Below are 24397 nucleotides of genomic sequence, written 5' to 3' on the forward strand. Positions count from 1 at the left end.
AGCCTGTTGCTGCACTGTGAGGCAGACCGGACGAAAGTTTGACGGTTACCACCTCTTGCTCGCAGATACAGCAAATTGCGCACCAAACGACCCGATGATTGGTGAACAGCCAAATCCGCACTGTATTACCGCGCACAAAAAAACCGACGCCCTGGGGCGTCGGCTTTTTAATGGAGCCGGGTGAAACTAATCAGGTCATCTGAATGATGGTTTGCATGATGGTGCTTTGGGTTGAGATGGTCTTGGCGTTCGCCTGGTAGTTGCTCTGCGCCTTGATCAGGTCGACCAGTTCATTGGTCAGGTTGACGTTGGACTCTTCCAGAGAGTTGGAGTGGATCTCGCCCAAGGTACCGGTGTTCGGCGCATCGTAGCCCGGGATACCCGACGAATAGGTTTCTTTCCAACTGGTGCCGCCTACCGGTTGCAAACCTTGTTCGTTGGTGAAGCTGGCGAGCGAGATCTGGCCGATGGGCTTGGTCTGGCTGTTGCTGAAGTTGGCCAGCATGACACCGCTGGTGTCGATGGTCAGGTTGGTGATCTGGCCGGTGGCGTAGCCGTTCTGCGAAGGAATCGAACGCGCGGTGTCAGCGTTGTACTGCGTGGTTTTGTCCATGGAGACCGTAACGACGCCGGAGGCAGCGCCGTTGGCTTTCCACACACCATTGGTCACGGTACCCGGAACCCAGCCCGTGACTTTCAGGTCAGGGCTGGTTATCACAGATGGCGGAACGGTCGCTGGAACAACCGGTGTGGTGACCGAAGTCAGCTTGCCGGAGCTGTCGAAGTTCATGGTCGAAGCGACAGGAGGAGTAAGAGGATCGGTAGGATCGCTGCCATCCGGGTTGCGACCCTCGATCAGGGTGTAGGTCTTCCAGGTGTTGTCACCAGTCTTGACCATGTATTGGTCCATGACGTGCTTGTTACCCTGGGTATCGTAAATGGGGGTACTGAACTGCTTGGTGAAGGACGCTTCCTTGGACGGGTCAAACGGATTGATAGTCTGGTTGATGATGGGAGCTGTGGAGTTCAGGTTGATCGTCGACGAAACCGTGGAGGTGTTTTTTGGCGCCAGGTTCGACGTATCGATGCGCAGGTCAGTCAAAACGCCATTGAGGATCTTGCCATTGGCATCCACGCCATAACCCTGCAGACGCGCAGAGCCATCGCTATTGGTGACGTAACCGTCCTTGTCGACCTTGAACGTACCGGCACGGGTGTAGGACATCGAACCGTTCTCGCTCAGCACGAAGAAGCCGGAACCGTTGATACCCATGTCCAGCACGTTGCCGGTGTTGCTGACGTCGCCCTGGGTGAACTGCTGGGAAACGTTGGCCAGGCGCACGCCGTTACCGATGGTTTTGCTGCCGGTACCCAGCTTGGTGGCCGAGTAAACGTCTTCGAATTCTGCACGGGACGATTTGAAACCGGTGGTCGCGACGTTGGCGATGTTGTTGCCGGTCACGTCCAGTTGTTTGTTGGCTGCATAGAGACCGCTAAGGCCGATATTGAAAGACATATTCCACTCCTTTGTGCCGTGTTAGTCGGCTCTACATACCAATGGTTTGTACTTTGGACAGAGCGATGCTGCCCAGGCCTGCCAGGTTGAGCATCAACTCACCGCCGGTCTGGCTGATGGTCACGCTGCTGACGGTCGCCGGCAGGCTAGTGACCAGCGAGGTCGCTTTACTGTCGTAGGTCGCGGTGGCGGCGAAGGTGAATGTACCGGCCTTGGCCACTTCACCGGCATCGTTCTTGCCGTCCCAGATGAAGCTGGCGTTGCCGGCTTTCTGGCTGCCCATGTTGATGGTGCGGACGATCTTGCCGTCGGCATCGGTAATCTTGAGCGTAACCGGGTCCACGGAGGCAGGCACCACGACCGTACCGTTGAAGCTCTTGGCGGTATCGACCACGGCCTTGTCGCCCGGCGCGATGACCGAACGCCCCACCAGCGACGAAGCCTGCAACGCCTGGGACGAGTTGTAGTTGCTCGCGAGGCCGCTCACGGTGGTATTGAGTGTGGTAATGCCTTCCAGGCTGCTGAACTGCGCCAGCTGGGCGACGAACGCGCCATTGTCCTGCGGTTCCAGCGGGTTCTGGTTCTTCAGCTGTGTCACCAGCAACTGCAGAAACGCGTCCTTGCCCAGCGCCTTCTTGCCGGTGGCGCTGTTAGTCGCGGACGCCAGGCCATCGGCGCTGGTGTTGGTCTTGACCGAGGAGTTGGCCAGGATGTCTTTGAGGCTAATGCCACTGGTGGTATCGGTAACACTCATCTGAGTCGCCCCTTTTTACTGACCGAGGGTCAGGACCTTCTGCATCATGGTTTTGGCGGTGTTCATCATTTCGGCGTTGGTCTGGAACGAGCGGCTCGCGGAAATCATGTCGGCCATTTCTTCCACCACGTTGACGTTCGGGTAGTAGACGTAGCCCTTGGCGTCGGCCGCCGGATGGTTCGGCTCGTAGCGCGCCTCAAGGTTGCTCTGGTCTTCGACCACGCCCAGCACTTGCACGCCTTGACCGGCCGCGTCCTGGTTCTGGAACAACGAATCGCTGCCGCCGCTCTGGCCGCCCTGGAACATGGTGGCGAATACCGGGTGACGGGCACGGTAGGTCTGGTCGATGCTCGAGGAGACGGTCTCGGCGTTGGCGATGTTACTGGCGACGGTGTTCAAGCGAGTGGTCTGGGCACTCATGCCGCTACCGGCAATGTTGAAAACACTGGATAGAGACATGGCTTACTCTCCGCGCAGGGCTGAGACCAGCCCTTTGAATTTGCTGTTGAGCAGGGTGAAGCTGGCCTGGAAGCCGACCGCGTTTTCCGCGTAGTTCGACTGTTCAAGCTGGGCGTCCACGGTGTTCTGGTCGATCGACGGTTGCATCGGCGTGCGATACAGCAGCGACTCGCCGCCATTGCCCAGGCCTTCGGCTTCGATATGACGGCTATTGGTCATGTTCAAGGCGAAAGAACCGCTTTTGGTTTTCTCGTTCTGCTCGGCGAGCACTTTCGAGAAGTCCAGATCCCGAGCCTTGTAGTTCGGGGTGTCGGCGTTGGCGATGTTGTTGGCCAGGACTTCGGCACGCTGAGCGCGGTAGCCCAGGGCTTGTTCGTGGATACCGAGCGCTTTATCGAAGCTGATGCTCATGTCGGAAACCTTCGGGTGACCTGATTTTTCGTAATATGGACATAGCAAGCGTCGTGCCAATTAAAAAAAGGCCGTAAACCGGGGCTTTGCGGGCAATGGCAACGTGGCCATGCCAGAAAAGCGGCAACCGATTTCCGCCGCCTGCCGCTTTTCTGCCGCTCGCCTCCCAAAAATCGCAGGCAAAAAAAACGGGAGCCCCTGAGGACTAATGCCGATCAGTTAAGCCCTTTTGCTTGACCTTTGGCCGCAAGAAATCAAAATCCGATGCCTGTATTGGCATCGGATTTTTTTATGCGTCTCGCTCGGGCACTGGAACTGACCCACAACATCGTCTCCACCCCCAACTCAATTGAGGGATTGAATTCCTTGCTCGATCCTTCTTTGGTCGAGCAGGCACTTGAACAGGCAGGCGTTGCGACTTTACGCAAGCGGCGCTTGCCGTTTGAAATGATGCTTTGGTGCGTGATCTCCATGGCGTTCTTTCGGCGCATGTCGGCGTGGGATGTGGTCAGCCGCATGAATATCATGCTGCCGGGCCAGCACCCGTTGGTGGCACCCAGCGCGGTGGTTCAAGCCCGTCAGAGATTGGGCAGCGAGGCTGTACGACAGGTCTTCCATCTGACTCAGAAAAGTTGGCATGAGGCGGCCGCTCATCCGACTTGGGCCGGTTTGCGCTTACTGGGTGTCGACGGTGTCGTCTGGCGAACACCCGATACGCCGGAAAACCGTGCACGTTACGACTCCGCCAGTAACCAGCATGGCGACACTGGTTTTCCGCAGGTGCGCATGGTCTGCCAGATGGAGTTGACCAGCCATTTGCTGATCGGCAGTGCGTTTGACGGCTATCGCAGCAACGAGATGAAGCTGGCGGAGCAACTGATCGAGACCACGCCCGATCACTCGTTGACGCTATTTGATCGTGGTTTTTATTCGTTAGGTTTACTGCATCAATGGCAGCAGGCAGGGATCGAACGTCACTGGCTGATGCCGCTGAAAAAAGGCTCGCAGTACGAAGTGCTTCAGCGTTTGGGGCGCCAGGATGCGGTTGTCTCATTAAACACTTCGCCGCAGGCCCGCAAGCAATGGCCGGGGCTGCCGGAGCGCCTGACCGCGCGACTTCTGAGCAAAACCGTCAAAGGCAAGGTGTGTCAGATCCTGACCTCAATGGCCGACCCGCTGCGCTTTCCATCCGACGAAATCGTCGACCTGTACAGCCAGCGATGGGAAGTCGAATTAGGGTTTCGGGAGATGAAACAGACCTTGCTCAACAGCAGTTATACGTTGCGTAGCAAGACGCCCGAGATGATCGAGCAGGAGCTGTGGGGGGTGTTGTTGGGCTACAACTTGTTGCGCTATCAGATGGTGGAGATGAGTCGTCACTGTCCAGGTATTTACCCATGCGAAATGAGTTTTACCGCCTGCACCTGGGCGATTCTCGGGTTTATCAACAGCGTCTCCGCCGACCGTTCCGGGAACATCCCCAAGTACCTGGCTGAGTTGCATGCCTCAGCCCCGCACTATGTCCTGCCGCATCGGCGAGAGGAGCGTATTTATCCTCGGGCCATCCGGCTTAAATCACCGAAGTATCCGATCAGAAAGAAAAATGCCAGTCAGCTTAACTGACTGGCATTAGCCCCTGAGGACTCCCGTTTTTTTATACCGTCAACGAATCACTTCGCCTGGTAAATGATCCCCGGGCTGCACTGGACCATCTGGTAATGATCCGGCAAACCGTTCAGCGCCTCGGAAGCACCGAGGAACAGATAACCGCCAGGCTTCAACGTGCTGTGGATGCGCAACAGGATGTCCTTCTTCACCTCGGCGGAGAAGTAGATCAGCACGTTGCGACAGAACACGATATCGAACTTGCCGAGGCTCGCGTAGCTGTCCAGCAGGTTGAACGAGCGAAACTCCACCCGGCTCTTGATCGGCGCCTTGATCGCCCAGCGCCCCGGCCCTTTCGGGTCGAAGTAACGCTGAAGACGCTCGGGCGACAGACCACGGCCGATGGCCAGGCTGTCGTACTCGCCGGTCTTGCAGTTGGTCAGCATGGTGCCGGACAGATCGGTGGCAACGATTTGCACGCCCATCTTCAACTGGCCCATGTTCACGCGCTCGAACTCATCGATCGACATCGACAGCGAATACGGTTCCTGACCCGACGAACACGCCGCCGACCAGATCCGCAGACGCTGGCCAGGGGCGGCCTTGATCGCTGCGGGCAGCACCTTGTTCTTCAAGACTTCAAACGGATAGGTGTCACGAAACCACAGGGTTTCGTTGGTGGTCATGGCATCCACTACCATCTCGCGCAAACCGCTGCGTGGCTGGGTCTGGATGCGCTGGACCAGCTCACCCAGGGACTTGATGCCTTGCTGTTCCATCAGTTTGTTGAGACGGCTCGAGACTAGGTACTGCTTGTTTTCACCGAGCAAAATGCCACAGGCTTTTTCCAGGAAGACCCGGAACTGTTCGAAATCCAAATTACCCGTAGACAAAGATGCCGCCTCTTAAATCGTGTTAACCGCCAGGGGCAAAAGGCCCCTAGCTGATGTCTGCTGCTTTGATCCGGTTGACTACCCGGGATGCCAGGTCATCAGGACGGAATTTGGCAAGGAAGTCATCTGCACCGACCTTCTTGACCATCGCCTGATTGAATACACCCGACAACGAAGTATGCAGGATGATGTGAAGCTTTTGCATGCGAGGGTCGCTGCGGATCTCGGCCGTGAGGGTGTACCCGTCCATCTCCGGCATCTCGATGTCGGAAATCATCATCAGGAACTCTTCTTCCGGCTTCTTGCCCTCGTCGACCAGCTTGCGCAGGTAATCCAGCGCTTGCCGACCGTCGTTCAACGCCACCACTTCGACACCGACCGTCTGCAGGCAACGGGTCACCTGCTTGCGCGCCACCGACGAGTCATCGACCGTCAGCACCCGCAAGGACAACGCCTTGTGCTGAGTCTCGACATCCACCACACCAACCGAAATCGCTTCCGGTGTCGGCGCCACTTCTGCCAGCACTTTCTCGACGTCGATGATTTCGACTAACTGATTGTCGACCCGAGTCACAGCCGTCAGGTAATGATCGCGTCCCGTGCCCTTGGGTGGCGGATGAATCTCCTCCCAATTCATGTTGACGATGCGTTCCACCGATCGCACCAGGAAACCCTGGGTCTTGGTGTTGTACTCCGTGATGATCACGAAGGGATTGCTTTGATCTTTCAGCGCACCGGAACCGGTCGCCATCGCCAGATCAAGAATCGGAATGGTCGCCCCCCGAATACTTGCCACACCGCACACGACAGGACTGGATTTTGGCATCAGCGTCAGTTTGGGGCATTGCAGCACCTCCCGAACCTTGAACACGTTGATCCCATACAGCTGCTGACCGTCAAGACGGAACAACAACAGCTCAAGGCGATTCTGCCCTACCAGTTGCGTGCGCTGGTTTACCGCATCCATTACACCAGCCATGCACAGACTCCTACACCAACGCTTAAGTGTGTTGCGACGCGCATTCATCACTAAACGGCACGGCGCTTGCTTTTTAACTCTTATGAACACAGAACCGACATTTTTCCGACGCCTGACATCAAATGCCCGCACATTAATGTGCGCGATGTCGGCCGTTTGCCTGTTCAACGCTGGCAGCCCTGCCCTTGCTGACGCGGTTACCTTGCCTGACATGCTTATCGGCGTCACTCAGGGCTTTCTTGAATTCACCGTAGAAGACTATCTGGCGACCAGTCAAACGCAAGGCCGCTACGAAATCCAGGTCAACCCGCTCGATCCTCGACTGCGGATGCCCCTGTGCGACAAGGAATTGACAGCGACCCTGGAGAGCCCGGCCAAGCCATTAGGCCGCGTTACGGTCAAAGTTCGCTGCGAGGGCGCGTCGCCCTGGACCGTCTTCGTACCCGCTCAAGTGCGCCTGTTTCGCGACATTGTGACCACCACCCGCCCGCTGCGACGCGCCGGTATCGTCGAGCCCGAAGATGTGACCTTGCGCGAGCGTGACATCAGCCTGATCAACCAGGGTTACCTGACTTCTGTCGACCAGGCGATCGGGCAGAAACTTACCCGACCAATGGTCGCCGATCAGGTCATGACCCTGGTGCACATGGAACAGGCAGAAGTCATTAGCAAGGGCGACCAAGTGGTGATTACCGCCCGCAGCGGTACGCTCAGCGTGCGCATGCCGGGTGAAGCGCTCTCCAACGGCGGCTTGCGCGAACAGATTCGAGTGAAAAACCTCAATTCCCAGCGGGTGATCAAGGCGCAAGTTATCGCGCCAGGTCAGGTGGAAGTGTCCATGTAGGAATCTGTTCGCGAGCTCTCTGTGGGTGAAGATGTGGCGCGCTGCCCGACTGTTCCCTAAACTGTGCCCCAGGCAGGGCAAGCGCTGACGCGCGCAAGCTCATTGATAACTGGGCCTAAAGTTTTTCCGGGTATGGCCGAAAACATGGCAAGCGTCCAAATACCCAGAGGTTTTTTTATCATGGTCATCGATTTCAGCCGTTTAAACAGTTCCCCGTCACTTACCGGCAGTACACGTACCAGCGCCGCGAAGGAAACCGCCGAAGCCGGCAAATCCGCGCCGCTGAATACCCCGGCCGAGCAGGTCAGTACCGCTAAAAGCGGGGAATCGGTACATCTCAGCAATGAGGCTCAACAGTTGCAGAAGGTCACTGATAAGCTGCGCGATCAGCCTGCCGTCGACAACGCCCGCGTGGCCGAGTTGAAAGCAGCGATTGCCGATGGCAGCTACAAAGTCGACAGCAACCGTGTAGCCAGCAAACTGCTCAACTTCGAAGCCCAGCGCTAGGCCAAGGCCCGCGCCAGGCTTTTGGACGCTTAAAACCCAAGGCCAGCCATGCACGACTCTAATTTACTGCAACTGATCACTGACGATTTCGCTCCAGCACAGCATTTGCTGGCGTTACTGCAAACCGAGTCCCTCGCCTTGCACGGTCGTGACATGCCACTTCTCGAAGAGATTCTGGCGCAGAAACAGGCATTGATCATTTTGCTCGATCAGCATGGCCGCAAGCGCAGTGAAATCCTCGCCAGCCTCAATCTGCCGACCAACCGCAACGGCTTGGAGCAACTCGCCAGCCATTCGAGCATTGGCGATCAGTTACTGGAGCAGAGCGATGTGCTGACCGATCTTCTGGCGCAGTGCCAGGCGGCCAACATCAAGAATGGCCAGTCGATTCTGGTGCAACAGGCCTCGACGGCCAATCAGCTGAAAATCCTCAACGGCGGCGAGCCGCCAGCGCTCTATGACGCACGTGGGTCAACCTCCATGCTTGCGAAGCCACGACCGCTCAGTCAGGCTTGAGCCTGCTGAAAATCGCGCACTATCAAGACGCGAAACATGCTGGCAAAATGCTGGCTAGCCGTAGTCATATTTTGTCTGGAGATTGATGAACCGTGTTCAATGCCTTAAGCGCGGAAGATGCTCCGCAGCCACCCAAGGTGCTCACCACGCCCCTTGAGATCTCCGGCAACCTGCGCCAGCTGCAAGACAGCCATGATCCGCTGATCATCACGTTCCATGAGCGCAGCCAGCGCTTCCAGAGTTATCTGGTGGACATCGACCGTGACAGCAACACGATGGCCCTGGACGAAATGATTCCCCGCGACGGTGAACGTTTCCTGCTGGCCGGCGAACCGTTCAAGGTCGAAGGCTTTCACGACGGCGTGCGTATTGCCTGGGAAAGCAACGGCCCGTTGACCATCGACGAATCCGGTGGCGGTCGCTGCTACCGTGGCGCCCTGCCCTCCGAGGTGGTTTACCATCAGCGCCGTAATGCATTCCGTGCTGCACTGAAGCTGGCACAACTGGTCAACGTCGATCTGGGTGGTGAAAAACTCAAGTCGCCGATCAGTGGCAAGCTCCTGGACATCTCGGCCACCGGCTGCAAGTTGCGCTTCGAAGGCGACATCACTGGCAGCCTGCAACTGGGTCAGGTCTACGACCGCTTCGTCGCCGCCCTGCCCTTTGGCAACATGACGGCTCCGGTCGAATTGCGTTACCTGCACTTCGAAGAAAGGATCTCCATCACCTTCGCCGGCGTACGCTTTCACAACATGAGCGGGCTGGTGCAGCGCCAGGTCGAGCGGTTCGTCTATCAGCTTCAGCGCGAAGCGCGGCGCTTCGACAAAGACGACATGTAATACGCCGCTTCAATAGAAAACGGGCAGTCCCTTGCGGCGACTGCCCGTTTTTTTATGCGCTGGATCTAAGGCCTGGCCTCGGTAAAACTTTGCTCGCGACCCGCGTCAGGGTCTTCGGGCGGCGGATCGGGTTCAGGTTCAGGTTCAGGTTCTGGTTCAGGTTCTGGGTCCGGCTCAGGGCTGATCGGGCTTTGCATCTGGTCCTGCACCACCTGTTCATCGACACGCGGGTCAAGGCAAGCCACCAACGGTGAACTCGACATGCTGTCCGGCATGGCGACGTGATGCAGTGGTGCATCGTCCACCTGATGCAGGTTGGTGACCGCTTTCGGGCGAATCCGCCACACCAGCACCAACGCGAAAAAGCTGAAGAAGGCATAGAGCATGTGGCTGCCGAACAGCTTCATCAGCACCCCGGCCACCAGCGGTCCAATACTGGCGCCGACACCGTAGGTCACCAACAGCATCGCCGTCAGGGACACCCGACGATCACCCTCGACGTGGTCGTTGGAAAACGCCACCGCCAACGGATACAGGCAGAACTGAACTAACGAACAGAGGAAACCGGCGATGAACAGCACCTCCAGCGGCACTTGCTTAATGATCGCCAGTGGCAAAGCAGCCAGTGCCAGGCTGAATGCAAAACAGCGGATCAGCAGCGCCCGGTCATAACGATCGGACAGCCAACCCAGCGGCCACTGCACCACCAGACCGGCGAAAATGCAGCTACCCATGAACAGACCGACCTGCTCCGTGGACAAGCCTTGCTGCGAGGCGTACAGCGGCGCCAGACCGTAGAACGAACCGACGATCAGCCCCGCCCCCAGCACCGTACTCAACGATTGCGGCACGCGCTTGATAAAAAACCGCGGCTCCATCGGCGCGGGGTGCAACGCCGCCGGGTGAATCCGCTGGGTCAGGGCCACCGGCACCAGACACAGGGCAAAGCAAAGAGCGACCAACATCAACAGTTCAAGGCCCAGCGCCGGGTGCATGACCAGGATCAGTTGACCCAACACCAGCCCCAGGTACGAGGCGATCATGTAGCCGCTGAAAACGATGCCACGTTGCTTGGCTTCCGCCTGCTCATTGAGCCAGCTTTCGATGACCATGTACTGGCACATCATGCCGAGGCCGACAATGACCCGCAAAAACAGCCAAGCGGGCAACCAGTCCACCAGACCATGGCCCAGCACCGCCGCGCCGACAATCCCCGCGCAAGCCGAATAGGCTCGAATATGCCCGACCCGGGCAATCAGCCGATGGCCGATCTTGCCACCCAGCACCAGGCCAAAATAGTTAGCCGCCATCAACGCACCGACCCACAAGCTGTCGACATGGTCGGCGGCCAGGCGCAAGGCCAGGTAAGTACTCAACAGGCCAGAGCCGATCAACATCATCAGCGAGGCAAAATAAAGCGCTCGAAAGGGTTTCCAGATTTGGCGCATCGGCGTTCCGAGCGGCTCCTTGCAGTGAGAATCGGGCTACCCGAAAAGATAGCCCGAAGACGATGGAACGTCAGGCCTGAGCGGCCAGGACACGGCGCTCCCAGGGAGTAATTTCATCAAAGAAGCTGGTCAACTCCATGGTCTTCGAAGCGACGTAGCCTTCGATGAACTCCTTGCCAAACAGTTCCTTCGCTAATTGGCTACGTTTCAGACGCTCAATAGCGGCATGCAAGGTACACGGCAACGCAAGATTATCCGGCACTTCAAACTCGCCCTGGATCGCCTCGCTCGGCTCCAGTTTGTGTTCAATGCCATACAACCCTGCGGCAAGACTGGCGGCGATCGCCAGATAGGGATTTGCATCGGCCCCTGGCAAGCGGTTCTCGACCCGACGAGCGGCGGGCGAACTGGCCGGAATACGCAAACCGGCCGCACGGTTGTCGTGGGACCAGCAGGCATTATTCGGCGATGCGAAGGGATGACACAAGCGCTGATAAGAGTTCACGTTCGGCGCGAACAACGCAGTGAAATCCGCCATGCCGGCCTGCTGACCCGCGATGAAATGACGGAAGGTCGCGGTCGGCTCACCGGCCTCGTCACTGAACACGTTACGTCCGCTGCCGATCTCGACGATGCTCTGGTGAATATGCATCGAACTGCCCGGCGTGTGCGCCAGCGGCTTGGCCATGCAGACCACGATCAGGCCATGCTTGAGCGCGACTTCTTTAAGCAGATGTTTAAACAGGAAGGTCTGGTCGGCCAACAGCAGCGGATCGCCATGCAGCAGGTTGATCTCAAACTGGCTGACGCCCATCTCGTGCATGAAGGTATCGCGCGGCAAGCCCAGGGCCGCCATGCATGCGTAGACTTCACTGAAGAACGGCCGCAAGCCGTTATTGGAACTGACACTGAACGCCAATTGACCGTCCTCGCGACGACCGTCCAGGCCCAGCGGCGGCTGGAACGGTTGAGCGGGGTCGGTGTTGGGCGCAAACACAAAGAATTCGAGCTCGGTCGCCACTACCGGCGCCAGGCCGAGGGCTGAATAACGCGCGATCACGGCTTTGAGTTGGCCGCGGGTCGACAGAGACGAACTTTCGCCGGTCAGCTCGTCCGCATCGCAAATGGCGAAAGCTCGTGGCTGTGCGCTCCAGGGCAAGCGATGGATCTGTGCGGGATCGGGCACCAGCGCCAAGTCGCCATCATCGCTGCCGTAAAAACGCGCTGGCGGATATCCGCCCATGATGCATTGCAGCAGCACACCCCGTGCCATCTGCAAACGCCGCCCTTCCAGAAAGCCTTCGGCGGTCATTACTTTGCCGCGCGGTACGCCATTCAAGTCCGGCGTGACACATTCAATCTCATCAATGCCCGTCAATCGCTCCGCGAGTGAACAATGGCCATCGGTTGTCATGACGCAATCCTTTTTGTTAGGCAAGCCGCGAACGGCGACCCGGACAAAATAGGCTCCGCGTGTTCGGAATATCAAGCAGCGGCCAACAAAAAGAACCGGTCAGGGCAGATAGAGGTTGAACACTCCACCACCCAGCGGGCCGCCATTGCTGATTTCGGTGCGTCCGCCCACGCCATTGCGCTGATGAAGTGCGGCAATCCGCCCGGCAAAGTACAGGCCCAGGCCAGTGCTTCCGCTGCTGTGGTTGATGCCCTGCACGTAATCGGCCTGACGCACTATCATCTCGGGAGGATAACCCTCGCCATCGTCGTTGACGGTCAGCACCAATTGCCCGGCTTCATCGCTGACGCTGATCAACACCGCGTGGCGGGCGTAACGAATGGCATTGTTGATGATGTTGGCCAGCACCGAAGCAATCAGCTCCCGGTCGAAGAAGCCCAGCGGGCTCAACGGGTCCACTTCATAGGTCGCCATAATGCCGCGACTGGCGAACACTTCTTGGTGCGCTGCCAATTGCGCTTCGATGAAGTCATCCAGCTCATGGTAGGCCGGCTGCAATGGCATCTGGTTGACGCCGAGTTTGTACAGACCCAGCAACTGCACCAGCATGCCGTTGAGGTGGGCGAACTCGAAGTCGATGACGCCCTGCTCCGGGGTGTACTGCTGCGGATCCGGCAAGCGCGCCAGCCATTGGCTGTGGGCCTGCATCAACATGGCCAGGGAGTTCTTCATGTCGTGCACGGTGGAGGCAATCACCGTAGAAAAATCGAGTGCCTGTTCGCGGTCGTTCATTCGCCAAACGCCTTGCTTCGCAGCTTCTGATAACGGGAATAACGCGCATCGGTGTCGGGCATCAGGCCGACCATTTTCAGGCAGACCCGACATTCCTCCAGCTCCGCCGAAGGAGCACTGGTGTCGGTGCCGTGCAGCAGCGACTGCGCCATGTTCAGCGCGATACTGATGTTCTTCGGCTGCATCGCCAAGGCTTTGCGGAACACCTGCCGCGCTTCCACCAGGTTGCCGGTCTTGTATACCCGCACGCCCTGACGGTTGAGGTCGGCAGCGGCGTTGCCGGAATTGAGAATGCTCGGATCGTCGGTCAACTTGGCGATGCCCTTCATCACCGCCGGGTCGTCGCCGTAGATTTCCGCGCAGTTTTTCAGCATCGAGGCTCCGGCGCTGGCCTGCCCGAGCATTTGCAGTTGCTTGGCCACCAGCAACGCGGCTTCGGCACTCATGAACTGCTCCATGCCATCGAGGCGCATCATTGCCTGCTCGGTAAGCTTCTCGGCGGTTTCGGCATCGTTAAGCAGCAGGCTGGTGGCTTTCATCAGCCGCGCACGAATCTGCAGACCTGGATCGGTAGGGTTTTCCTTGGCCACCGCACTCAGCGTCGTGTTGATTTCCAGCCGGGTCCGAGTATCCAGGCCTTTTTCGCTGCCTTTGCTGATCAAAGCGTGGGCCAGGCCCAGGTTGCTCTCCGCATCCTTGAAACGTGACTGCGCGCCCTGCGCCACGGCCTGACGATAGGCTTTGGAGGCGGTGTCAAAATCTTCGTTGGCCATCGCCAACTTGCCCAGCAGCGCTTGCCGGCGCACCGCCAGCGGCGACAAGCGGATCGCCTCTTCCAGCACGCTCTGGGCAGCCTTGGTGTCTCCTTCAGCGACCAACACATCGGCCATGCCGTCGTAAAGCGCCGGCATCATCGGGAACACTTTCAGGGCTTTTTCGTAGACGCCCTTGGCCTGAACGACCTGGCCGCGCTTGAACAGCAATTTGCCCAGACCGGCAAACGCCCACGGCAAAGGCCGATCAGCAATGATGCTGTCGTAGAGACGCTCCAGCGCCTCGTTCTGATTCAGGTCGCGCAGGGCATCGGCGCGATAGCGCAGGCACAACGGCGAGTAGCGGATGTCTTGCTTGCACAGGGCGATGCAGGCATTGAGCACTTCAACCGGTTTGCCCCGATCAAGGGCTTGCAGGATCGGCTTGAGCAACGTCTTGCGTTGCTCCAGCCGCTCCAGACGTTGAGCCAGGCCGGAACGGTTGAACGGTTTGGTCAGGTACGCATCGGGTTCGTGTTCCAACGCACTGAGCACCATTGCCTGGCTGGTCTCGGCAGTGACCATGACGAACACGGCTTCATGACTGATCAGCTTCTCGATCATCAAGTCTTCAAGCACCTGCTGACCGTTCTTCTTGCCATCGCCCAGGTGAAAGTCCTGCAGGATGAAATCGTAGGCCTTCTGCGAACACATACGCAGCGCCTGCTCACCGGTGTCGGCGGTGTCGACATCCTTGACGCCCAGCTCGCGCAGCATGGACCTGATGGAACTGCGAAAATCCGAGAAATCATCGACGATCAAAAAACGCTTTTGGTGATACGACAGCATCGAAGATTTCCAGGCAATTAAGAAGAAGACCATGACTGTTCGGGTTATCGGCCAGTAGTGGCGTTCCCTTAAGAAGTCAGGCCGCTCAGTACGCGCTAAATATTTTGAAGGTGTTATTGAAAATCGGGACTATCCTGATTTGTTAAGGCGCACCCACACCCCACTTGAACTCAAGGCGTTTCCCCTCGCCAAGGCGACGTATGACCACCACTCCCAAGCACTCGGCCCCTGCTCCTTAGCAAAGACTATCCATATAGATCGTCGGGTGATTGCGCGTAAAAAAGCCCCGCCGGAAAATCGCCCGGCGGGGCTCTTTTTTGCCTCTTGGTGCTACCTGCTGACGAGCAGTAAATGCCTATCAGACAGGTGACCGAAGAGGCTCGGATTAATGGTGTCCCAGGGCAGGTTCGAACTGCCAGCCTTCCCCTTAGGAGGGGGATGCTCTATCCAATTGAGCTACTGAGACACATGTCGCCCACGAAGAAAACGCGGTGCAATGGACGGCGTGCATGTTAACGGGCAGGCCTGCTTTTGTCATGTCGTCCTTTGGGCTTTTTAAGTGTAGGCACACGCCTTGGCGGGGCGTGGCTTTGTTTACCGTGCAAATTGCATCACCCCAAAAAACCATCATTGCAAAATGCAATGCAGGCACTTCGAACAAATAACGTAGTTCGTTGTTTTTAAAGGATTTAATTGCCGTTAGACTCTTGGCATGCGGGCTGCTTGAGTTGTGCTCACAGAACAACGGAGGCCAGCCTCATGTACAGCGTACTTTTACTCTCGAACGCGATCACCCTGGCGATTCTGTTGGGCTTTCATTTTGTCCCCGAGAGCGGTGCTGAGCCAGTTGCCCAACGCATGCCGCATTACCTTCAACTGCAAAAAGCGCCTCAATTGGCGGTAATGAGCGATGAGCGCAGCTTTGTCAGCCAAGAGGTGAGCCAGGAAGGCATCCTAGTGCCAGCTCAATCTTCCGAACGTTTGGTATTTTGAATCACCCCATCAGGAGCACCGCATGTCCAAATCCGCCGCTGGATTTTTCATCCTCGCCTTACTGAGCGGCATTCTTCATCTGTCAGTAGTACAGGACACCGTCATTACCTTGCCCCTGATCGCCAGCGGCGTATTCGGTGCACTGTTTGTGCTGGCACTGATTGCCGGGCGCAAGATCAAGTTCGATCCGGTACTGCGTTAACCCTCAACAGGTTCAGCAGATTGGCAACTGTGGTGGACAGTTCGCCTGAATTGTCGAGTGGATGGAGCTGAGTGCCACCCATTGAACCCTCGGCCGGGAATAACCCATTGCGATGGAGCCTCGCTTCAATCTCCGCAAGACTCTCGCGACCACGGCGCAGCAGTCGTCCTCGCAGGACTTTATTCTTGACCGTCAACAGAACCGGCAACAGGGTTGGATATCGGTGCAGCGCCTCTGCCAGATGGCCGCGGGAGCCGTTGACGAGGACATGTCGGCCGTCGTTGAGCCATTGATCTATTTCGATCGGAATACCGTAATCCAGGCCATTCGCGTTCCAGCACAGTGCGAAATCGCCCTCGACTCTGTGTCGCTCGAACTCTTCCCGGGAAACTCCGATCGCATCCTCACCCACGGATTCGGCCGACCGCGTGATGAACCGACGCACCACATCACAATTGAGCATCTGCAAAGGCTCTCGAGCGGCTTCGATGAGGCTGTCCTTGCCGGACCCAGAAGGCCCCATCAAGTAGATCAGCCTGCCATCCATCCTGAAATAGCCTCCCACTGCACGTCTGCCCCTAGTAAATCGGCCATTTGCCACTATCCTGTACAAATAAGGAACACTGATCGAATCCGCACAGCATGCACCTTCAGGCGTCTTCGGACATCTCCTGTCGGCCAAGAGGATGCGGTCAGTCAAACGGACCAGAGCAAACTTTTCAAACCAGTCCGCATTTCTGATAATGGGTGCTGGCATAACGCCTTTATTCAGTTCAATATTTGTCACAGAATTGACGCCAATGAACTGGCTGCTTTGAGGCATGATGCGAGCCCCTATCAATTCAGGTTGAACATTTGGCCAGAGCGCTTGTCCTAACAGACATCCTGCGGCCAATCCCGAGAACCGCTCCCCTGAACTAACCGGTTAAATATATGCGCCCATTGAAACAGGCAATTTATTCCAGCCGTACGGCTGACAAGTTCGTCGTACGTCTGCCAGACGGAATGCGTGAACGCATTGCCGAAGTGGCTCGCAATCATCATCGCAGCATGAACTCCGAAATTATCGCTCGCCTTGAGCAGAGCCTTATTCAGGAAGGCGCGCTGGGCGAAGAATTGAGCATGCGCCTGGACAGCCCGGAGCTGTCATTGCACGAACGTGAACTGCTGCAACGCTTCCGCCAACTCTCCCACCGTCAGCAGAACGCTCTTGTTTCGCTGATTGCGCATGATGCCGAAATGGCCGCAGACGCTTCCTGATTCATTCCGAATGCTCAAGCCAGCTTAATCGCTGGCTTTTTTTTGCCTGAAATTCGGGTATAAAAAACCCGCCGATTGGCGGGCTTTTAACGTCAGCAAGTCAGAGCAGGAAGATTGTCGCCAGCCCGAGAAAGATGAAAAATCCGCCACTGTCCGTCATGGCGGTGATCATCACACTGGCGCCCATCGCAGGATCGCGCCCCAGCCGCGCCAGGGTCATGGGAATCAACACTCCCGCCAATGCCGCAAGCAACAAGTTGAGCGTCATGGCGGCCGTCATCACCACACCCAGAGACCAACTGCCATACAGCAGGTAGGCGACCACGCCGATCACACCGCCCCAGACCAGGCCATTGATCAGACCTACCGCCAATTCCTTGCGCATCAGGCGCGAAGTATTGCCGGTGCTGACCTGATCCAGCGCCATGGCCCGAACGATCATGGTGATCGTCTGGTTACCCGAGTTGCCACCGATACCGGCCACGATCGGCATCAATGCCGCCAGCGCCACCAGTTTCTCGATGGAGCCTTCGAAAAGACCGATCACCCGGGATGCGATAAACGCGGTAATCAGGTTCACGGCCAGCCAGGCCCAACGGTTACGCAGGGATTTCCAGACTGACGCAAAAATATCTTCTTCTTCGCGCAGACCCGCCATGTTGAGAACTTCGTTTTCGCTCTCTTCACGAATCAGGTCGACCATTTCATCGATGGTCAAACGGCCGATCAGCTTGCCGTTCTTGTCGACTACAGGCGCCGAGACCAAGTCGTAACGTTCGAACGCCTGAGCCGCGTCATAGGCGTCTTCGTCCGGGTGAAAACTCACCGGGTCGTTGGCCATGACTTCAGAAACCTGTTTTTCCGGGTCGTTTACCAACAATCGCTTGATTGGCAACACGCCCTTGAGGACACCGTCGTAATCGACCACGAACAATTTGTCCGTGTGGCTCGGCAGCTCCTTGAGACGCCGCAAGTAACGCAAAACCACTTCGAGACTGACATCCTCACGGATCGTCACCATCTCGAAGTCCATCAGCGCACCGACCTGATCCTCGTCGTAGGACAACGCAGAGCGTACGCGCTCACGCTGTTGACCATCCAGGGTTTCCATCAGCTCGTGGACGACGTCTCGCGGCAGCTCGGAGGCCAGGTCAGCAAGTTCGTCGGCGTCCATGTCCTTGGCCGCAGCCAGGAGCTCGTGATCGTCCATGTCGGCGATCAGCGTTTCACGAACAGAATCGGATACTTCGAGCAGAATGTCGCCGTCGCGATCGGCCTTGACCAATTGCCAGAGCATCAGACGATCGGACAGCGGCAAGGCTTCAAGGATGTAGGCGACGTCGGCGGAGTGCAAATCATCGAGCTTGCGTTGCAACTCGACGAGGTTTTGCCGGTGAACCAGGTTCTCGACCCGGTCGTGATGCGGACCTTCCTGGCGATGAGTCAGGTCTTCGACCACCCGCTGACGCTGCAGCAGCTCAACAACTTGAGCGAGGCGGTCCTGCAGGCTTTCCTGCGTTTTCTTTACTTCAACTTCAGACATAGGCGAACTCCACTCCCAGCAGCGGGGCACGCCGGAAGGATCAATCAGTCAATTCATGATTGGAAAAACGGGGAACTGAGTAACTACTGGGTAAGTCCATGGAGGTATTCCACAAGCCCCGGCGGGGCTGACGGGCGCAATGATACACCGCCCGACGGTTTTAAACGTTAAAAAATCTCGGCTGAAACAAGCGCTTGCAAGACAAACCTGATCGCTGTCCTGATCCATCAAACTGCGACGACTCATCCTGAAAAGAAAACACACCACAGCGAAAAATGCAGCGACTACCCTTGAGATGGACCGTCATGGAGGACGTTTAATGCCATCCAATGCACATTATTTTTTATTAATCGCCCTGCTCTGCCCGTCGCCCTGGGCGCTAGCCACGACCGTTCACCGCTGCGAAGCAGCCGATGGGCGCATTACGTTCACTACGTTGAGCTGTACGGCCGGAGACAGCCTTTCGCTTCAGGATGTGCGCACCTTCACGCCAGGCAGCACAACCGCTCTCATGCCGGAAGCCGAGATTCGTGAAACATCAGGTATGAAAATCAAAAGGAGAGATCCGACTGTCGTTGGCAAGACCGAGGACAAATGTGGAAACCTGATCAGCGCCAGGGAACGCCGCGAAGCCATCATCAATCAGCGAGTTGTCGCCGGCATGAGTCAGCAGGACGTCGAGAGCGCCCTGGGCAAGCCAGACAAGATCAGTATTCGTAATTCAGCCACGAGTTACCGTTACGACACCAAGCGAGGTCGTAGCGCACACGTCGAGTTCGATGAGAGAGGGTGCACCAAAGGAAAAGCCAAATCCCAGACGGCAAAAAGCCCGCGTTAAACGCGGGCTTTTTGGTGTTTGGTGCACTCGACAGGATTCGAACCTGTGACCGCTCGGTTCGTAGCCGAGTACTCTATCCAGCTGAGCTACGAGTGCATTTGTATTTTTATACCAGATCACAACTGGTTGAAGCCAAGTCATTCACATTACTGCAAACAACTCTTAAATGGTGCACTCGACAGGATTCGAACCTGTGACCGCTCGGTTCGTAGCCGAGTACTCTATCCAGCTGAGCTACGAGTGCATTTGTTGCCGCGCATTATAGGCCGTCGAATCTTTTTGTAAAGCGCTTTTTTCTAGTAATTTCAACAACTTACCGAAGAAGCCAGATTACAACGTACTACGCAAATAATGGCGGAGAACGGGGGATTCGAACCCCCGACACCCTTTTGAGGTGTACTCCCTTAGCAGGGGAGCGCCTTCGGCCACTCGGCCAGCTCTCCGCAACACGGGGCGTATGTTAACCAGCTTCTTCCCCGTTTGCAAACATAAAAAACGATAAAAATTAATGGCTTGGTTCTTCGTCCTTCTCTTTCTTTATACGCAGGTAAATTTCTTCACGGTGGACAGCAACCTCTTTCGGGGCGTTGACACCGATACGCACTTGATTTCCTTTAACGCCGAGCACGGTCACGGTGATTTCGCCATCACCAATAATCAGGCTTTCTGCGCACCGACGAGTCAGAATCAGCATACCTTTCTCCTCACGCATTTCATTTCAGGGACAACAGTCTGCAAAAAAAGGCACTCGACCTACAACCGGAGCGATCGCAGCCCTACATGCCTGAGTATTGACTAGCGCGAGCAAAAGAACAGCCTCGGGTCGCACCATTCAAAAAAACAAAGGGCGCGGTCAGACCGCGCCCTTCGGTAAACGCATCACTCGCCCTGTCGGGCCGGTGCGTCCAGTTCGAAAGCCGTGTGCAGAGCGCGCACAGCCAGTTCCAGATACTTCTCTTCGATCACTACGGAGACTTTGATCTCCGAGGTCGAGATCATCTGGATGTTGATGCTTTCCTTGGCCAGGGATTCGAACATGCGGCTGGCCACGCCTGCGTGGGAACGCATGCCGACACCGACGATCGACACCTTGGCAATCTTGATATCGCCAACGACTTCACGGGCACCGATCTCGCGAGCGGTGTTTTCCAGCACGGTTTGCGCTGCCTGGAAGTCATTGCGGTGCACGGTGAAGGTAAAGTCGGTGGTGTTATCGTGCGCAACGTTCTGCACGATCATGTCGACTTCGATGTTCGCGGCACTGATCGGGCCGAGAATCTTGAATGCAACGCCCGGGGTGTCTGGCACGCCACGGATGGTCAGCTTGGCTTCATCGCGGTTGAAAGCGATGCCGGAAATGATCGGCTGTTCCATGGTTTCCTCTTCATCAATAGTAATGAGGGTGCCCGGACCCTCCTTGAAGCTGTGCAGTACGCGCAGCGGAACGTTGTACTTACCGGCGAACTCCACCGCACGGATCTGCAACACCTTGGAACCGAGGCTGGCCATTTCCAGCATCTCTTCGAAGGTAATCTTGTCCAGGCGCTGAGCCACGGACACCACACGCGGGTCGGTGGTGTAGACGCCGTCGACATCGGTGTAGATCTGGCATTCGTCAGCCTTCAAGGCTGCCGCCAGTGCCACACCCGTGGTGTCGGAACCGCCACGGCCGAGGGTGGTGATGTTGCCGTGTTCGTCGACGCCCTGGAAACCGGCGACAACGACCACACGACCGGCCTTCAGGTCACCCCGAATCTTCTGTTCATCAATCTGCAAGATACGCGCTTTATTGTGAGCGCTGTCCGTCAGAATCCGCACCTGACTGCCTGTGTAAGACACCGCTGGCACGCCGCGCTTGATCAGCGCCATGGCCAACAGCGCAATCGTTACCTGCTCACCGGTGGAGACGATCACATCCAGCTCACGAGGAACCGGTTGGCCGTCGCCACTGATTTGCTTGGCCAGATCGATCAGACGGTTGGTTTCGCCGCTCATTGCAGACAGCACAACCACCAGGTCATCGCCGGCCTCGCGGAATTTTTTAACCTTGTCGGCGACCTGCTCGATTCTCTCGACAGTGCCGACCGAGGTGCCTCCAAATTTCTGTACGATCAAAGCCATTTCAAAGCCGCCTCTGCCCATGAAGGGCGCCCAAATAATCACTCAAACAGCATGCTGGCCCGCCACTAGACTGCGGACCGGACACACTGCCTTATAAACCCTGCTCTACAAATGGAACAGTCAGGGCCAATGCCGAATCCAGTGCGCCAGCGTCTACACCACCGCCCTGCGCCATGTCTGGACGACCACCGCCCTTCCCGCCCACTGCCGCAGCGGCTTGCTTCATCAAATCACCGGCTTTGAGTTGGCCAGTCAGGTCTTTGGTTACGCCTGCAACCAGAACGACCTTTTCCTCATGGACACTGCCGAGCAGGATCACTGCGCGGCCGAGTTTGTTTTTCAGTTGATCGACCAGCGCCAGCAGCGCCTTGCCGTCCTGACCGTCCAGACGCACGGCCAGCACTTTCACGCCTTTGACGTCCAGGGCGGAAGCCGACAGATCGTCGCCCGCCGCGCTGGCAGCCTTGGCCTGCAACTGCTCGAGTTGCTTCTCCAGCAGACGGTTGCGCTCCAGCACTGCCGACAGCTTGTCGATCAGGTTGTCGCGGCTACCCTTGACCAGGTTGGCCGCTTCCTTGAGTTGTTCTTCAGCAGCATTCAAGTATGCCAGCGCCGCGGCGCCGGTGACCGCCTCGATACGACGCACGCCGGAGGCTACACCACCTTCGCTGATGATTTTCAGCAGGCCGATGTCGCCAGTACGGTTGGCGTGGATACCACCGCACAGCTCGACGGAGAAATCACCGCCCATGCTCAGTACGCGCACGCTGTCGCCGTACTTCTCGCCGAACAGCGCCATGGCGCCCTTCTGCTTGGCGGTTTCGATATCGGTTTCTTCGGTTTCAACGGCGGAGTTCTTGCGAATCTCGGCGTTGACGATGTCTTCCAGCGCCTTCAACTGCTCAGGCTTGATAGCTTCGAAGTGGCTGAAGTCGAAGCGCAGGCGCTGACTGTCGACCAACGAGCCTTTCTGCTGAACGTGATCGCCCAGCACCTGACGCAATGCCGCGTGCAGCAAGTGAGTCGCCGAGTGGTTCAGCGTAGTCGCGTGACGCACTTCGGCTTCAACGTGGGTGTCAACCGGCGCACCAATCATCAGGCTGCCCGACGCCAGCACACCGTGATGCAGGAACGCACCGCCAGTCTTGGTGGTATCGCGCACGTCGAAACGGCTGTTGCCGGCCTGCAGATACCCGCAGTCACCGATCTGGCCGCCGGACTCAGCGTAGAACGGAGTCTGATTGAGAACGACCACACCCTCTTCACCTTCACTGAGTACGTCGACCGACTGACCCTCTTTATAGAGGCCAACGATTTTCGCCAAACCGCTGGTGGCTTTGTAACCGGTAAATTCGGTGGCCACATCCACCTTGACCAGGCTGTTGTAGTCCATACCGAAGGAGCTGGCGGAACGGGCACGGACGCGCTGGGCTTCCATTTCGCGCTCGAAGCCTTCTTCGTCGATGGTCAGGCTGCGTTCGCGAGCGATGTCGCCGGTCAGGTCCATCGGGAAACCGTAGGTGTCGTACAACTTGAACACGACATCGCCCGGCACCACGTCACCCTTGAGCTCGGCCAGATCCTGCTCGAGGATTTTCAGGCCCTGCTCCAGGGTCTTGGCGAACTGCTCTTCTTCAGCTTTCAGCACGCGCTCAATGTGCGCTTGCTGGGATTTCAGCTCAGGGAAGGCTTCGCCCATCTCGGCGACCAGTGCCGCAACGATCTGGTAGAAGAAGCTGCCCTTGGCGCCCAGCTTGTTGCCGTGACGGCAGGCGCGACGAATGATCCGGCGCAGCACGTAGCCACGACCTTCGTTGGACGGCAGCACGCCGTCGGCAATCAGGAAACCGCACGAGCGAATGTGGTCGGCGACGACTTTCAGGGAAGCCTGATTGTCGTTGCTGCAACCGATGGCCTTGGCCGATGCGCTCAGCAGGCTCTGGAACAAGTCGATTTCATAGTTCGAGTGAACGTGCTGCAGCACGGCACTGATCCGTTCCAGGCCCATGCCGGTATCAACCGACGGTGCTGGCAACGGGTGCAACACGCCATCGGCGGTGCGGTTGAACTGCATGAACACGTTGTTCCAGATTTCGATGTAACGGTCGCCGTCTTCTTCCGGCGAGCCCGGTGGGCCGCCCCAGATGTCGGCGCCGTGATCGTAGAAAATCTCGGTGCAAGGACCGCACGGGCCGGTATCGCCCATGGTCCAGAAGTTGTCGGAAGCGTATGGCGCGCCTTTGTTATCGCCGATGCGAACCATGCGCTCGGCCGGAACGCCGATTTCCTTGGTCCAGATGTCGTACGCCTCGTCATCGCTGGCGTAGACGGTGACCCAAAGCTTTTCTTTCGGCAGGTTCAGCCACTGGTCGGACGTCAGGAAGTTCCAGGCGTAGGTGATGGCGTCACGCTTGAAATAATCACCGAAGCTGAAGTTACCCAGCATTTCGAAGAACGTGTGGTGACGGGCGGTATACCCGACGTTTTCCAGGTCATTGTGCTTGCCGCCCGCGCGCACGCATTTCTGGCTGCTGACCGCGCGGGTGTACGTGCGCTTTTCCTGGCCCAGGAAGCAGTCCTTGAACTGGTTCATCCCCGCGTTAGTGAACAGCAGGGTTGGGTCGTTGCCCGGAATCAAAGAGCTGGAGGCTACACGGGTGTGACCTTGCTCTTCGAAGAAGCGAAGGAAGGCTTCACGGATTTCTGCGCTTTTCATTAGGTTCTTCCACGGAGGCTGCGGCCAAAGGCCTGTGCGAAACGTCAACAGACGAAGCGACGGCAAAGGGCCGCATTATATCGGCGTTAGTGACTAGGTACAGTGTGTTTGTACGTTACAAACAGTCAATTGGTCCGCTAACTCGG

24 protein-coding genes and 4 tRNA genes are annotated in these 24397 nt (G+C 57.3%); 9 read left to right on the top strand and 19 right to left on the bottom strand.

Annotated features, from left to right (window positions below; genetic code table 11):
* Positions 1-190: 190 nt before the first annotated feature.
* Genes flgE through flgB form a run of 4 tightly spaced genes read right to left on the bottom strand, consistent with a single transcriptional unit; the run spans position 191 to position 3140 of the window.
* A complete protein-coding gene (gene flgE / locus ACYZT0_RS18790) occupies positions 191-1516 on the bottom strand; it encodes a flagellar hook protein FlgE (RefSeq protein ID WP_462042488.1) in 1326 nt (441 codons plus the stop codon).
* A gap of 31 nt (positions 1517-1547) precedes the next feature.
* A complete protein-coding gene (gene flgD, locus ACYZT0_RS18795) occupies positions 1548-2270 on the bottom strand; it encodes a flagellar hook assembly protein FlgD (RefSeq protein ID WP_462042489.1) in 723 nt (240 codons plus the stop codon).
* 15 nt (positions 2271-2285) lie between these two features.
* Positions 2286-2729: a flagellar basal body rod protein FlgC gene (gene flgC / locus ACYZT0_RS18800; RefSeq protein ID WP_007937507.1), complete on the bottom strand. Its 444-nt coding sequence runs from the start codon at positions 2727-2729 to the stop codon at positions 2286-2288.
* A 3-nt stretch (positions 2730-2732) separates the two neighbouring features.
* Positions 2733-3140: a flagellar basal body rod protein FlgB gene (flgB, locus tag ACYZT0_RS18805; protein ID WP_403145088.1), complete on the bottom strand. Its 408-nt coding sequence runs from the start codon at positions 3138-3140 to the stop codon at positions 2733-2735.
* Positions 3141-3431: 291 nt separating this feature from the next.
* Between flgB and ACYZT0_RS18810 the strand changes: the two genes are divergently transcribed.
* Positions 3432-4763, top strand: a complete 1332-nt coding sequence (locus ACYZT0_RS18810; RefSeq protein WP_462042490.1) for an IS4 family transposase — start codon at positions 3432-3434, stop codon at positions 4761-4763.
* 47 nt (positions 4764-4810) lie between these two features.
* Here ACYZT0_RS18810 and cheR read toward each other — a convergent pair whose 3' ends face one another.
* Both cheR and ACYZT0_RS18820 read right to left on the bottom strand, forming a co-directional pair.
* Positions 4811-5638, bottom strand: a complete 828-nt coding sequence (gene cheR, locus ACYZT0_RS18815; protein WP_008147958.1) for a protein-glutamate O-methyltransferase CheR — start codon at positions 5636-5638, stop codon at positions 4811-4813.
* A gap of 46 nt (positions 5639-5684) precedes the next feature.
* Positions 5685-6617 carry a chemotaxis protein CheV gene (locus ACYZT0_RS18820; protein ID WP_282375618.1) on the bottom strand — a complete coding sequence of 311 codons (933 nt, stop codon included), beginning with the start codon at positions 6615-6617 and terminating at the stop codon, positions 5685-5687.
* An 82-nt stretch (positions 6618-6699) separates the two neighbouring features.
* On the opposite strand from ACYZT0_RS18820, the gene flgA reads away from it, so the two are divergent.
* The 4 genes from flgA to ACYZT0_RS18840 all read left to right on the top strand — a co-directional run bounded on the left by flgA (position 6700) and on the right by ACYZT0_RS18840 (position 9323).
* The gene (gene flgA / locus ACYZT0_RS18825; RefSeq protein WP_462042491.1) at positions 6700-7461 is read left to right on the top strand and encodes a flagellar basal body P-ring formation chaperone FlgA; all 762 of its coding nucleotides are present in this window, start codon (positions 6700-6702) and stop codon (positions 7459-7461) included.
* 180 nt (positions 7462-7641) lie between these two features.
* A complete protein-coding gene (gene flgM / locus ACYZT0_RS18830; protein WP_282375616.1) occupies positions 7642-7968 on the top strand; it encodes a flagellar biosynthesis anti-sigma factor FlgM in 327 nt (108 codons plus the stop codon).
* Between the two features lie 48 nt (positions 7969-8016).
* A complete protein-coding gene (locus ACYZT0_RS18835) occupies positions 8017-8484 on the top strand; it encodes a flagella synthesis protein FlgN (RefSeq protein ID WP_462042492.1) in 468 nt (155 codons plus the stop codon).
* A gap of 92 nt (positions 8485-8576) precedes the next feature.
* Complete coding sequence (locus tag ACYZT0_RS18840; RefSeq protein ID WP_462042493.1) at positions 8577-9323, top strand: flagellar brake protein; 747 nt, start codon at positions 8577-8579, stop codon at positions 9321-9323.
* A gap of 65 nt (positions 9324-9388) precedes the next feature.
* Here the strand turns inward: ACYZT0_RS18840 and ACYZT0_RS18845 are convergent, their stop codons facing one another.
* The 5 genes from ACYZT0_RS18845 to ACYZT0_RS18865 all read right to left on the bottom strand — a co-directional run bounded on the left by ACYZT0_RS18845 (position 9389) and on the right by ACYZT0_RS18865 (position 15044).
* Complete coding sequence (locus ACYZT0_RS18845; protein WP_462042494.1) at positions 9389-10771, bottom strand: MFS transporter; 1383 nt, start codon at positions 10769-10771, stop codon at positions 9389-9391.
* 70 nt (positions 10772-10841) lie between these two features.
* Positions 10842-12083 (bottom strand): glutamine synthetase family protein, encoded by a 1242-nt coding sequence (locus ACYZT0_RS18850; protein ID WP_462046600.1) that lies wholly within the window; start codon positions 12081-12083, stop codon positions 10842-10844.
* Between the two features lie 201 nt (positions 12084-12284).
* On the bottom strand, positions 12285-12977 hold the full coding sequence (locus ACYZT0_RS18855; RefSeq protein ID WP_462042495.1) for a sensor histidine kinase: 693 nt from the start codon (positions 12975-12977) through the stop codon (positions 12285-12287).
* A complete protein-coding gene (locus ACYZT0_RS18860; protein ID WP_462042496.1) occupies positions 12974-14578 on the bottom strand; it encodes a response regulator in 1605 nt (534 codons plus the stop codon). Before ACYZT0_RS18860 ends, ACYZT0_RS18855 begins: the two co-directional genes overlap by 4 nt.
* 389 nt (positions 14579-14967) lie before the next feature.
* Positions 14968-15044: transfer RNA gene (locus ACYZT0_RS18865), tRNA-Arg, on the bottom strand.
* Between the two features lie 293 nt (positions 15045-15337).
* On the opposite strand from ACYZT0_RS18865, the gene ACYZT0_RS18870 reads away from it, so the two are divergent.
* Both ACYZT0_RS18870 and ACYZT0_RS18875 read left to right on the top strand, forming a co-directional pair.
* On the top strand, positions 15338-15571 hold the full coding sequence (locus ACYZT0_RS18870) for a hypothetical protein (protein ID WP_462042497.1): 234 nt from the start codon (positions 15338-15340) through the stop codon (positions 15569-15571).
* A 22-nt stretch (positions 15572-15593) separates the two neighbouring features.
* On the top strand, positions 15594-15773 hold the full coding sequence (locus tag ACYZT0_RS18875) for a PA3371 family protein (RefSeq protein ID WP_282375604.1): 180 nt from the start codon (positions 15594-15596) through the stop codon (positions 15771-15773).
* Here ACYZT0_RS18875 and phnN read toward each other — a convergent pair.
* The gene (gene phnN / locus ACYZT0_RS18880) at positions 15748-16320 is read right to left on the bottom strand and encodes a phosphonate metabolism protein/1,5-bisphosphokinase (PRPP-forming) PhnN (protein WP_462046601.1); all 573 of its coding nucleotides are present in this window, start codon (positions 16318-16320) and stop codon (positions 15748-15750) included. The genes ACYZT0_RS18875 and phnN overlap by 26 nt on opposite strands.
* A 386-nt stretch (positions 16321-16706) precedes the next feature.
* On the opposite strand from phnN, the gene ACYZT0_RS18885 reads away from it, so the two are divergent.
* Complete coding sequence (locus tag ACYZT0_RS18885) at positions 16707-17033, top strand: Arc family DNA-binding protein (protein WP_003178899.1); 327 nt, start codon at positions 16707-16709, stop codon at positions 17031-17033.
* A gap of 100 nt (positions 17034-17133) precedes the next feature.
* Here the strand turns inward: ACYZT0_RS18885 and mgtE are convergent, their stop codons facing one another.
* A complete protein-coding gene (gene mgtE, locus ACYZT0_RS18890) occupies positions 17134-18576 on the bottom strand; it encodes a magnesium transporter (protein WP_462042498.1) in 1443 nt (480 codons plus the stop codon).
* Between the two features lie 319 nt (positions 18577-18895).
* On the opposite strand from mgtE, the gene ACYZT0_RS18895 reads away from it, so the two are divergent.
* Complete coding sequence (locus ACYZT0_RS18895; protein WP_462042499.1) at positions 18896-19414, top strand: cell envelope protein SmpA; 519 nt, start codon at positions 18896-18898, stop codon at positions 19412-19414.
* A 19-nt stretch (positions 19415-19433) separates the two neighbouring features.
* Here ACYZT0_RS18895 and ACYZT0_RS18900 read toward each other — a convergent pair.
* The 6 genes from ACYZT0_RS18900 to alaS form a co-directional block, all read right to left on the bottom strand.
* Positions 19434-19510: transfer RNA gene (locus tag ACYZT0_RS18900), tRNA-Arg, on the bottom strand.
* 71 nt (positions 19511-19581) lie between these two features.
* Positions 19582-19658, bottom strand: a tRNA-Arg gene (locus ACYZT0_RS18905).
* A 108-nt stretch (positions 19659-19766) separates the two neighbouring features.
* Positions 19767-19857 (bottom strand) — tRNA-Ser (locus ACYZT0_RS18910).
* A gap of 62 nt (positions 19858-19919) precedes the next feature.
* The gene (csrA, locus tag ACYZT0_RS18915; RefSeq protein WP_002554426.1) at positions 19920-20108 is read right to left on the bottom strand and encodes a carbon storage regulator CsrA; all 189 of its coding nucleotides are present in this window, start codon (positions 20106-20108) and stop codon (positions 19920-19922) included.
* A 185-nt stretch (positions 20109-20293) separates the two neighbouring features.
* A complete protein-coding gene (locus ACYZT0_RS18920) occupies positions 20294-21535 on the bottom strand; it encodes an aspartate kinase (RefSeq protein ID WP_129437628.1) in 1242 nt (413 codons plus the stop codon).
* A 91-nt stretch (positions 21536-21626) separates the two neighbouring features.
* On the bottom strand, positions 21627-24251 hold the full coding sequence (gene alaS / locus ACYZT0_RS18925) for an alanine--tRNA ligase (RefSeq protein WP_462042500.1): 2625 nt from the start codon (positions 24249-24251) through the stop codon (positions 21627-21629).
* Positions 24252-24397 lie beyond the last annotated feature (146 nt).

This window comes from Pseudomonas sp. ZS1P83, assembly GCF_054897825.1.